11 protein-coding genes are annotated in these 10,277 nt (G+C 66.8%); 4 read left to right on the top strand and 7 right to left on the bottom strand.

The window, feature by feature from the left end; all coding sequences use genetic code 11:
• The first annotated feature begins 208 nt into the window (after positions 1–208).
• From ASC78_RS24540 to ASC78_RS24525, 4 genes are all read left to right on the top strand, one after another.
• Complete coding sequence (locus ASC78_RS24540; protein ID WP_055807660.1) at positions 209–1,237, top strand: ABC transporter substrate-binding protein; 1,029 nt, start codon at positions 209–211, stop codon at positions 1,235–1,237.
• A gap of 155 nt (positions 1,238–1,392) precedes the next feature.
• On the top strand, positions 1,393–1,983 hold the full coding sequence (locus tag ASC78_RS24535) for an NAD(P)H-dependent oxidoreductase (protein WP_055807657.1): 591 nt from the start codon (positions 1,393–1,395) through the stop codon (positions 1,981–1,983).
• Between the two features lie 18 nt (positions 1,984–2,001).
• Entirely contained in the window at positions 2,002–2,973 is a 972-nt protein-coding gene (locus ASC78_RS24530; RefSeq protein ID WP_055807654.1) for a PDR/VanB family oxidoreductase, read from the top strand.
• A complete protein-coding gene (locus ASC78_RS24525) occupies positions 2,970–3,620 on the top strand; it encodes a TetR family transcriptional regulator C-terminal domain-containing protein (protein WP_055807651.1) in 651 nt (216 codons plus the stop codon). Before ASC78_RS24530 ends, ASC78_RS24525 begins: the two co-directional genes overlap by 4 nt.
• On the opposite strand, the gene ASC78_RS24520 is transcribed toward ASC78_RS24525, so the two are convergent.
• The 7 genes from ASC78_RS24520 to ltnD form a co-directional block, all read right to left on the bottom strand.
• Positions 3,613–4,080 (bottom strand): RidA family protein, encoded by a 468-nt coding sequence (locus ASC78_RS24520; protein WP_055807648.1) that lies wholly within the window; start codon positions 4,078–4,080, stop codon positions 3,613–3,615. The two genes, ASC78_RS24525 and ASC78_RS24520, sit on opposite strands and share 8 nt — an antisense overlap.
• Positions 4,077–5,273 (bottom strand): amidohydrolase family protein, encoded by a 1,197-nt coding sequence (locus ASC78_RS24515; RefSeq protein WP_055807644.1) that lies wholly within the window; start codon positions 5,271–5,273, stop codon positions 4,077–4,079. The genes ASC78_RS24520 and ASC78_RS24515 overlap by 4 nt, the downstream gene beginning before the upstream one ends.
• Positions 5,270–6,088 carry a 2-oxo-tetronate isomerase gene (gene otnI, locus ASC78_RS24510; RefSeq protein WP_055807641.1) on the bottom strand — a complete coding sequence of 273 codons (819 nt, stop codon included), beginning with the start codon at positions 6,086–6,088 and terminating at the stop codon, positions 5,270–5,272. The genes ASC78_RS24515 and otnI overlap by 4 nt, the downstream gene beginning before the upstream one ends.
• 18 nt (positions 6,089–6,106) lie before the next feature.
• On the bottom strand, positions 6,107–6,766 hold the full coding sequence (locus tag ASC78_RS24505) for a class II aldolase/adducin family protein (protein ID WP_055807638.1): 660 nt from the start codon (positions 6,764–6,766) through the stop codon (positions 6,107–6,109).
• Positions 6,767–7,024: 258 nt separating this feature from the next.
• Complete coding sequence (gene otnK / locus ASC78_RS24500) at positions 7,025–8,296, bottom strand: 3-oxo-tetronate kinase (protein ID WP_055807637.1); 1,272 nt, start codon at positions 8,294–8,296, stop codon at positions 7,025–7,027.
• Positions 8,297–8,299: 3 nt separating this feature from the next.
• Positions 8,300–9,316: a D-erythronate dehydrogenase gene (denD, locus tag ASC78_RS24495; RefSeq protein ID WP_055807634.1), complete on the bottom strand. Its 1,017-nt coding sequence runs from the start codon at positions 9,314–9,316 to the stop codon at positions 8,300–8,302.
• 21 nt (positions 9,317–9,337) lie between these two features.
• Positions 9,338–10,261 (bottom strand): L-threonate dehydrogenase, encoded by a 924-nt coding sequence (gene ltnD / locus ASC78_RS24490; RefSeq protein WP_055807631.1) that lies wholly within the window; start codon positions 10,259–10,261, stop codon positions 9,338–9,340.
• Positions 10,262–10,277: the final 16 nt, after the last annotated feature.

Raw genomic sequence — 10,277 nt, 5'->3', positions numbered from 1 at the left:
AGGGCGCCGGGTGCTCCCCGCAGCGAAATAAAGGAGGAGCCGAAGGCGGGGGACATTCGCGGAGGGGAGTACCCGGTGGCCTGTGCACGCGCCCTGAACGACAACGCCCTGAACAACAGCCCCCTAGAAAACAGCCCCCTCAAAAAGTTTGTTCCATCACATGATGGCCGCTGAAAATCCCCAGCATTCAACCCAGGAGTCCACTGCCATGCGCGTTCCCGCTCTGACAATCCGTCCGCTTGCTCTCGGCCTTGCCCTCGCGGCCGCCGCCTTCACCACACAGGCGCAGGAAAAAGTGGTATTTGCCACCAACTGGAAAGCGCAAGCCGGACACGGCGGCTTCTACCAGGCGCTGGTGGACGGCACCTACAAAAAGTATGGCCTGGACGTCGATATTCAGCAGGGCGGCCCGATGGTCAACAACCGGCCGATGCTGCCGGCCGGCAAGGTCGACTTTCTGATGACTGGCAACCTGCTGCAGTCTTTCGACAACGTGAAGAACGGCGTGCCCACGGTGGTGGTGGCGGCCTTCTTCCAGAAAGATCCGCAGGCCATGTTCGCGCATCCGGGCCAGGGCTACGACACCTTCAAGGACATGGCCAAGGCGCCCGTCGCCTTCATCGGCAAGGACGGGCAGTTCAGCTTCTGGCAGTGGATGAAGTCGGAGCACGGCTTCAAGGATTCGCAGCTCAAGCCCTACACCTTCAACGTGGGCCCATTCCTGGCCGACAAGAAGTCCATTCAACAGGGCTACGCCATCTCCGAGCCGCTGTCGATCAAGGCGCAGGCCGGCTTCGACCCGGTGGTGCAACTGCTGGCCGACAACGGCTTCTCGACCTATTCGACCACCATCGAGACGCGCGCCGACCTCGTCAAGACCAAGCCCGAGACGGTGCGCAAGTTCGTCGAAGCTTCGATCATCGGCTGGAACAATTATCTCTACGGCGACAACAAGGCCGCCAACGAGATGATCGCCAAGATCAACCCCGATTCGCCGGTTGCCGCATCGCTCGGCTCCATCGAGCTGATGAAGAAGATGGGCATCGTCGACAGCGGCGACTCGCTCACCAAGGGCATCGGCGCCATGGACGAAGCCCGCGTGAAGGACTTCTACGACAAGATGGTGAAGGCCGGCCTGTACAAGCCCGGAGAGATCGATCTCTCCAAGGTCGTCACCACGCAATTCGTCAACAAGGGCGTCGGTGTCGACGTTCGCAAGAAGCTCGCTGCAAAGTAAGCAAGCAGGCAAGAGCTTCACCGTTTTTCCCGTGGGTCGCGCGGGGCTTGCGCCGGGGTCAGATGCCGGTGCCTGGGTTTCCATAAGGCGCCGCGCGGCCTTTGATTCCTTGGGCTCTGACCCCGTCTCGCCGACAGGCGAACCGGCCCTCAACCATGAAAACGCTCGTCGTCCACTGCCATCCGAATCCTGACAGCTTCAACCACGCGCTCTACCGCACGGCCCTCGAAGCGCTCGAGCCGCGGCATCCCGTCAAGGCCATCGACCTGTATGCCGAGGGCTTCGACCCGACGCTGACGCGCGAAGAGCGCATCGCCTACCTTGAGAACCCCGAACTGATCCGCGAACGCGTGAAGCCGCATGTCGACGCGCTGCTGTGGGCCGAACACCTGGTGTTCGTCTATCCCACCTGGTTCCATGGCCCGCCGTCCATGCTCAAGGGCTGGCTCGAACGGGTGTGGCTGCCTGGCGTGGCTTTCCTTCCGGCGGAGCGCAAGGGGCAGCTCGCGAAGTCGGGCATGCGGCACATCCGGCGGCTGACCGTCGTGACCACGGGCGGATCGCCGCGGTGGTTCGTGATGATGATCGGCGACCCGGGCCGCCGGCTTTTCACGCGCGCATTGCGGGCGCTGTTCGCGTGGCGCTGCAAGGTGACGTGGCTGCAGCTTCACGACATGAACGCCGTGACCGAGCGCGACCGCACCCATTTCATCGAACGCGTTGCGCGCAAGCTGCAGAGCATCTAGCCGGAGAGACAACACACCATGAGCCTCGAACGCACGCTGACCGTCCGCGTCGAACGCATCTCACGCGAGACGCCGGAAATCCTCGCCTTCGAGCTGGCGCATCCGTGGGGCCGCGCGCTGCCCGGCTACGAAGCCGGCGCGCACATCGACGTGCACATGCCCGGCGGCTTCTCGCGGCAGTACTCGCTGGCGCGGTGGTCTTCGAATGCACCGTCGAACGCCACCTCGTATGTGATCGGCGTGAAGCGCGAGGCCGCGAGCCGCGGCGGCTCGGCCTCGATGCACGAGCGCGTGCGCGAAGGCGACCTGCTCCCGATCAGCGCGCCGCGCAACACCTTTCCGCTGCGCGAGGAAGCGAATCACCACCTGCTGCTGGCAGGCGGCATCGGTATGACGCCGCTGCTGGCGATGGCGCAGGCGCTTGCGGCGCGCGGCGCGGATTTCACGCTCTGCGTGTTCGCGCGCAGTGAAGAACACCTGGCCTTTGCCGATGCGCTGCGCGACCCCGCGCTGGCGCCGCACCTGCGGCTGCACCTCGACCAGGGCGATGCCTCGCAGCGCATCGATTTGCACGCGCTGCTCGCCGACCGCGCACCCGGCACGCATCTGTACGTCTGCGGCCCCGGCGGGTTCATGCAGGCCGTGCGCGACGCCGCCGCGCGCTGGCCCGAAGACGCGCTGCACGCCGAATACTTCGCCGCGCCGACGGACGCCAATACGACCACAGGCCTGCCCTTCACGCTGAAGCTTTTGCAGCGCGGCATCAGCGTGCCGGTGGCGGCCGACCAGACCGCCGTCGATGCGCTGCACGAAGTCGGCATCGACATTCCGGTGTCGTGCCAGCAGGGCCTGTGCGGCACCTGCGTGGTCGATGGCGATGGCGAAGGCGCGGAGCACCGCGACTTCTGCCTTACCAGCAGCGAGCGGCGCCACAAGGTGGCGCTGTGCTGCTCGCGCGCCAAGGGCCAGGAACTGGTGCTGCAGTTGTGAGCACCGAAGAAAGCGACGGCGAGGCGCCCGCCACGCGCGGGCGTTCGCGCAAGTACACCCAGGTGCTCGGCCTCATCAACCAGGCCGCCATCGAGGTGTTCGCGAGCGAGGGTCTGGCCGGCGCCTCGACGCAGGCGATCGCCGACAAGGCCGGGCTTTCGAAGGCGCAGCTGCACTACTACATCGAGAGCAAGGAAGCGCTCTACCGGCAGATCCTGCAGGACATCCTCGACGACTGGATCGTGGTGTTCGGCTTTGCCGACGAAGCCTTCGGTCCGCGCAAGGTGCTGGGCGACCTGATCCGCCGCAAGATGGTGTTCTCGTTCGAGCACCCTTTGCGCTCCCGCATCTTCACCGCCGAGATGATGCGCGGCGCGCCGGTGCTCAACACCATGATGGACACGAGCAAGCAGCACACCGACCAGGCGGCCGCCGTGATCCAGAACTGGATGAACCAGGGCCTGATGGACAAGGCCGACCCGATGCTGGTGCTGTTCCACATCTGGGCGGTGACGCAGTTCTATGCCGACCACGCCACGCAGGCCGCGTACTTCCGCAACGTGGCTCAGCAGGGCGACGACAACGACCGGCGCTACCTGATCGAGCAGGTGACCGAATTCTTGCTCAAGGGTGCGGGGGTCAAATAGGCCGGTGCTGCGGCAGGTACATGGTGGCTTCCACTTCCACCAGCACCTCGTCGCCCGGCAGGAAGCGCGACACCTCGACCACCGTGCTGACCGGTGGCTCGCCCGGATAGAACAGCCCCCGCACGCGGTTGTAGAACGCATAGTGCGGCAGGTGGCGGAAGTACTGCACCAGCTTGACCACGTCTTCCATGGTGCCGCCATGCTCGGCCGCGATCTGGCGGATGCGCTCGAGCACGAACCAGCTCTGCGCCACGATGGGCGCCTCGAAGATGTCGACGGACATCTGGCCCGTGGCATAACCCACGCCCTGCAAGGCCGTGCGGGCTTCCTCGGGAATGGCGTCGTAGCCAGCCACTGCGCGGCGCGTGGCCGGATCGACCGCCACCACGCCGCTCATGAAGACAAAATCTCCTACGCGCTTGGCGGCGGCGTAGTTGGCCATTGGCTTGCCCATGCTCATTGTGTTTTCTCCAGGATTCGGCCGCCACGGATCACGGTGCGCTGGCGCCCGCGTGGGCCGATGAGTTCATGCTCCCCGGTGGCCGCAAGCAGCACCAGGTCGGCGGGACAGCCCGGTGCAATGCGCCCGTCCCACGCGAGCCCCAGCGCCTTCGCGGGGCTGACGGTGATGGCATCGAGCCACTCGTCCGCGGGCGCGAGATGCGCCATCTGCACGCCGAGCCCGAAGGTTTCCAGAAGGTCGTAGCTGCCGTAGGGATAGAAGGCGTCCTGCACGTTGTCCGTTGCCAGGCTCACACGCAAGCCCCGTGCCGCCGCCTCGTGAATGCGCGTGATGCCTCGCGGCACGGGCGTGCGGTCCCAGGCGCCTTGCAAGTAGAGGTTGGTGGTCGGCAGCGCGACGATGTGGATGCCGGCACCGGCACACAGCGCCAGCGTTTCGTTGGCCACCGCATCGTCCTGCGCGGCCAGCGAGCAGCAGTGGCCGCAGATCACGCCGCGCCGGAACTCGCGCGCACGCATCAGCTGCGCGATGCTGCGCAGGCCGCTCGCATCGGCATCGAGCCCCTCGTCGACATGAAAGTCGAGCCCGAGGCCGTGGTCCTGTGCCAAGTCGAACACGCGGCCCAGCTTGTGCACGAGGCCTTCGTTGCGATAGACGAAGGCACCCAGCGTGCCGCCCGCGCGCTTGACCTCGCGCGCGATGCGCTCGCCGGCGGCGAGGTCCGCAAACAGGTCCAGCGGCGTGAGCGAGACGAACTGCAACTCGATGCGGCCACGCCACTCGTGGCGCAGTGCCTCGAACACGGCGAGTGCGGCCGGCGGCTCGCCCTGCGCCCAGTCGATGTGGGTGCGCAGCGCGCGAGTGCCCGACTGCCAAGCCTCGTTGAGTGCACGCTCCATGCGCGGGCGCAGCGTTTCGCCGGTCCAGCCCGCGCGGTGCTTCTCCATGCGTTCGATGGCCGCGAAAAGGTTGCCCTGGGCGGCGCCAACTTCCTGGATGGTGTAGTTCTTGTCGATGTGCGCATGCGCCTCGACCAGCGCACTCAGCAGAGTGCCGCGCGCATGCGCCTGCGATGCGCTCGGCACGATGGCCTGCACGCGATCGCCGGCCAGCGTGACGTCGAAGATCTGCGCATCGGCCGCGGCAAAACCTTGCAGCCGCGGTGGAATGCGCAGCGCCTCGAGCTTCATGCGCGCTGTTGCAACGCCCGCAGCCAACCCAGGCCGGCCGAGGTGCCGCCGGGTTCCATCCCGCGCTTGGGCCGGTATTCGCAACCGACCCATCCCTGCCAGCCACATTGCGCCGACACCTCGTCGATCAGATCGAACAGGTAGGGGTAGTTCTGCTCGCCGACGTCGGGCTCATGACGCTCGGGCACGCCGGCAATCTGGATGTGGCCGACGCGGCCGGTGGGCAGGTACTTGCGGATCTTCATCGCCACGTCGCCCTCGACGATCTGGCAGTGGTACAGGTCCATCTGCACCTTGAGATTGGGCGCGCCCACCATGTCGACGATTTCGTGCGCATGGTCTTGCCGGTTGAGGAAGAAGCGCGGAATGTCGCGCGTGTTGATCGGCTCGATCAGCACGTCACGGCCGGCCTTGGCCGCCTCGGCGGCGGCCCAGCGCAGGTTGTCGACGTACACGGGTTGCACGGCCTCGCGCTCCAGGCCCTCGGGAATGAGGCCCGCCATGACGTGGATGCGCGGGCAGTCGAGCGCCACCGCATAGTCGATGGCCGTGGCGATGCCTTCGCGGAACTCGGTGTCCCGACCCGGCAGGCACGCCACTCCGCGTTCGCCGCCTTCCCAATTTCCCGGAGGGGCGTTGAAGAGCACCTGCTGCAGGCCGTTGTCCTTCAGGCGGGCCGCAAGCTGGCGGCGCTCGTAGGGGTAGGGAAAAAGATACTCGACGGCTTTGAAGCCGTCTTTCGCGGCGGCTTCGAAGCGGTCGAGGAAATCGAGCTCCGGATAGAGCATCGAGAGGTTGGCGGCGAATTGAGGCATGGCGTGTTTTTACTCTTACTACCAGCGCGCACCGAAAGTGCGACGCAGTTCATCGATCTGTTCGTTGCTCAACGGCTCGATTTTGGCGGGGCCGGTGAGCAGATGGAGCTTGGCGGTCTCTTCGAGTTCCTCGAGCACGGCCATGGCGGCGGCCGGAGTCTCGTGCCAGACGTTGGGGCCGAGGCGTTCGAGCATCACGGCGCGAATCGGCGTGCCGGCGGCACCATGGCGCTCGATAGTCTGTGCCACCAGTTCGGCCGCTTCGGGCGCGCCCGGGCGGTGGTACGGAATGAGCGGCACATGGCCGACCTTCATCACGAAATACGGCGTGAGCGCGGGCAGCAATTCGTCGCCCGATGCGTTCAGCGTGAGCGCGACGCAATGCGTGCTGTGCGTGTGGATGACGCAGGCCGTGCCTGCATCGAAGCGGCGCGCGGCTACGTAGATGCGCGTGTGCAGCGCGATGGTCTTGCTCGCGCGGTCGCCACCTGTCTGGTTGCCTTGCGCGTCGAGTCTGGCCAGGCGCGCCGGGTCGAGAAATCCGAGGCATGCATCGGTCGGCGTGATGAGGAAACCGTCGTCGAGACGTACGCTGATGTTGCCTGCCGTCGCATGCACGTAGCCGCGTTCGAACAGGCTGCGGCCTACGCGGCAGATCAGGGCGCGTGCACAGGCCACCGGGTACTCCCCTCCGCGAATGTCCCCCGCCTTCGGCTCCTCCTTTATTTCGCTGCGGGGAGTACCCGGCGCCCTGTGCACACCAGGCGCGGCTGTCGTGCTGGCCGATCAACCAGTGCTCTGAACAACGCTCCCGTCGATGGGGTGCCTTGCGCAGCGAAATAAAGGAGGAGGCCGCAGGCCGGGGGACATTCGCGGAGTAAGGTACCCCGTCGGCGGGAGCGCGCCCTGAACGTGCTCGAACGCTGAGATTGGACGTCATGCCAGCACTGTAAATGCCTTGGTGAAGAAATCGTCCCCGCCAAAGTTGCCGGACTTCAGCGCGATGTGCACCGACGTGCCTTGCGCAACATCGGTGCGCGCATGACACCACGGCACGCCGGGGTCGATCTGCGGACCGATCTGCATCTGCGCAATGCCCAGCGCCTGCACGCAGGCACCCGAGGTTTCGCCGCCCGCCACAACAAGCTGGCGCACACCCAGCTCGACCAGGCCGCGCGCAATGGCGGCGATGGTGCGCTCGACCATGGCCCCGGCCTCCTCGACGCCGAGCCTGCCCTGCACCGACTTGATGGCACCGGCCTCGGCGGTGGAATAGACCAGCACCGGCTGCTTCGCGACGAGCGGCGCGGCCCAGGACAGGGTCTCGGCCACGACGTCGACACCCGCGGCAATGCGCAGTGGATCGATGGCCAGCGCCGCGCCGCCGCGCTGGATGAAGTCCAGCACCTGCCGGTTGGTGGCGAGCGAGCAGCTGCCCGAGACCACAGCGCGCAATCCGCGTGCTGGGGGCAGCGCACTGGCCTGCGACGAGGGCGCCAAACCAAAGTTGGCCGGCAAGCCAATGGCCACACCCGAGCCGGCCGTGAGCAGCGGCATCTTCGCAATCGCCGGGCCGAGTCGCAGCAGATCGTCGTTCGATACTGCGTCGACGATGGCGATCGACACGCCCTCGGTTTTCAGCTGTTCGATTCGCTCCGAAATGGCCGCCGCGCCGCGTGCCACCACCGCATGGTCGATGAGCCCGACCTTGCGCTGACACTGCGCCTGCAGCACGCGCACGAGATTCGGGTCGGTCATCGGCGTGAGCGGATGGTTCTGCATGCCGCTCTCATTGAGCAGCATGTCGCCTGCGAACAGGTAGCCCTTGAACACGGTGCGCTTGTTGTCAGGGAAGGCCGGGGTGGCGATGGTGAAATCACAGCCGAGTGCCTCCATCAGCGCTTCGGTCACGGGGCCGATGTTGCCCTCTGGGGTGCTGTCGAACGTGGAGCAGTACTTGAAGTAGATCTGCTGGGCGCCTTGTGCCTGCAGCCAGCGCAGCGCTTCGAGCGACTGCGCAATAGCTTCAGCCGGGGCGATGGTGCGCGACTTGAGTGCGACCACCACGGCATCGACGTTCGCATCGAGCGGCGTGGCGGGTACGCCGATGGCCTGCACCACGCGCATGCCGGCGCGCACGAGATTGTTGGCAAGGTCGGTGGCGCCGGTGAAATCGTCGGCAATGCAGCCTAGCAATAGTTTCGCCATGGTTCAGTCCTTCGCCACGGGCAGCTTGACCGCTTCCGGGTTCTCGCGCACGTAGCCGCGCAGGATGGCATCGAAGCTCGCGTCCGCCTTCAGGCCCAACGCCTCGGCGCGCGCCGCATGAATGCGGCTGGGCCAGCTGGTCACGATCTTGGCGATGGCCGCATCGGGCTCCCAGTCGATCAGCCCCGCGGCCTTTTTGCCTGCGATGCGCTCGAGCGCCTCCGCCATCTCACGCACGGTGGTCGTCAGCGCGGGCAAGTTGACGGCGGTGCGCGCGCCCCATTCGGCGGCACTGGCCGTGGCCGCGCGGAGGATGCCCGCGACGGTGTTGCCGGGCGATGCCAGGGCAACCGCGGTTTCGGGAGGCACCGGGCAGCGCGCACGTTCGCCGGCCAGCGGCTCGCGCAGCATGCCGCTCAAGAAGCTGGAGGCCGCGCCGTTGGGCCGGCCCGGCCGCACCGAGACCGTCATGAGCCGCACGTTGCGGCCCTGCACGAAGCCCTTGCGCGTGAAGTCGGTCACCAGCTGCTCGCCGATGAACTTCTGGATGCCGTAGCTGTTCTGCGGCGTCGGCAGCGTGGTGTCCTCGATGACCGCGGGCAAGCGCTGCTCCGGTGAATCGCCGAAGACCGCGACGGAGCTGGAGAACACGAAGACCGGCGCATGGCCCGCGCGGCGGCAGGCTTCGAGCAGCGCGCGCGTGGTGTCGAGATTGCTGCGCATGCCAAGATCGAAGTCGGCCTCGCATTCGCCGCTCACTGCGGCAGCGAGATGGAACACCGCGTGGGTGCCGGCCAGCGGCAGTGCGCCGTTCGTGGCCTGCTCGTACAGGTCGCCCTGCAGGAACTGAACGCGGCCATCGGCGGCCAGGTCGGCGGGGGGCGGCGCGCGGTCGGCCAGCGTGACGCGCGAGACGGGCTCGGCCGTGCCGCCGGCCAGTGCCAGCGGACCGCCTGCGAGCAGCGTGCGCGCGAGGCGCGCTCCGACGAAACCGCAGCCGCCGGTGATGAGAATGTTCATGGTGCTCGTCTTCCTTCTTCTTCAGGCTTTCTTGTCGGCAGCCGGCAGTTCGATGCCGGGAAAAATCTTGATGACCGCGCTGTCGTCCTCGCGCGCAAAGCCGGCCGTGGACGCCTGCATGAACATCTGGTGCGCGGTGGACGAGAGCGGCAGCGGAAACTTGCTGGCGCGCGCCACGTCGAGCACCAGGCCCAGGTCCTTCACGAAGATGTCGACGGCCGACAGCGGCGTGTAGTCGCCCGCCAGCACGTGCGCCATGCGGTTCTCGAACATCCAACTGTTGCCCGCGCTGTGCGTGATCACCTCGTACAGCGCGGCCGGGTCCACGCCTTCGCGCAGGCCCAGCGCCATGGCCTCCGCCGCGGCGGCAATGTGCACGCCGGCCAGCAGCTGATTGATGATCTTGACTTTGCTGCCCGCGCCCGCGCGGTCACCGAGACGATAAACCTTGGCCGCCATGGCGTCGAGCACCGTACCGGCCTTTCCATAGGCGGCGGGCGTGCCGGCGGTCATCATCGTCATCTGGCCGCTCGCGGCCTTGGCGGCGCCGCCGGAGATTGGCGCGTCGAGATACAAGATGCCCTGCGCGGCAAGGCGCGCCTCGAGCGCGATCGACCAGTTCGGGTCCACGGTGGAGCACATCACGAACAAGCTGCCGGGCTTCATCGATGCCGCGCAACCCGGCGTGGTGCCGTCGCCGAACAGCACCGACTCGGTCTGCGCCGCATTGACCACGACAGAGACCACGATGTCGCTTTGCGCGCCGAGCGCGGCCAGCGTGTCGCAGGCCACGCCGCCGTCGCGCGCGAAGGCCTGGGCTGCTTCGGAACGCACGTCGAAAACGCGCGGCACATGGCCTGCGCGGCGCAGCGATTGCGCCATGCCCGTGCCCATCGCGCCGAGGCCCACGACGCCGATGGTGGGTGTGTTGGTGTTGGAAGTCATGTCGGGGTTCCTTGGA

It is taken from the genome of Variovorax sp. Root318D1 (assembly GCF_001424835.1).
Taxonomy (GTDB): Bacteria; Pseudomonadota; Gammaproteobacteria; order Burkholderiales; family Burkholderiaceae_C; genus Variovorax.
The sequence above is the reverse complement of the archived record's forward strand: the minus strand, read 5'-3'. Positions and strand labels throughout refer to the sequence as shown.

What these genes read in the sequence shown, in the direction of transcription:
- ASC78_RS24520 (WP_055807648.1), bottom strand. Translation starts at nt 4,080, where the DNA reads ATGAGCATGGGCAAGCCAATGGCCAACTACGCCGCCGCCAAGCGCGTA.
- denD (WP_055807634.1), bottom strand. Translation starts at nt 9,316, where the DNA reads ATGAACATTCTCATCACCGGCGGCTGCGGTTTCGTCGGAGCGCGCCTC.
- ASC78_RS24535 (WP_055807657.1), top strand. Translation starts at nt 1,393, where the DNA reads ATGAAAACGCTCGTCGTCCACTGCCATCCGAATCCTGACAGCTTCAAC.
- ASC78_RS24515 (WP_055807644.1), bottom strand. Translation starts at nt 5,273, where the DNA reads ATGAAGCTCGAGGCGCTGCGCATTCCACCGCGGCTGCAAGGTTTTGCC.
- otnI (WP_055807641.1), bottom strand. Translation starts at nt 6,088, where the DNA reads ATGCCTCAATTCGCCGCCAACCTCTCGATGCTCTATCCGGAGCTCGAT.
- ltnD (WP_055807631.1), bottom strand. Translation starts at nt 10,261, where the DNA reads ATGACTTCCAACACCAACACACCCACCATCGGCGTCGTGGGCCTCGGC.
- ASC78_RS24530 (WP_055807654.1), top strand. Translation starts at nt 2,002, where the DNA reads ATGAGCCTCGAACGCACGCTGACCGTCCGCGTCGAACGCATCTCACGC.
- ASC78_RS24540 (WP_055807660.1), top strand. Translation starts at nt 209, where the DNA reads ATGCGCGTTCCCGCTCTGACAATCCGTCCGCTTGCTCTCGGCCTTGCC.
- otnK (WP_055807637.1), bottom strand. Translation starts at nt 8,296, where the DNA reads ATGGCGAAACTATTGCTAGGCTGCATTGCCGACGATTTCACCGGCGCC.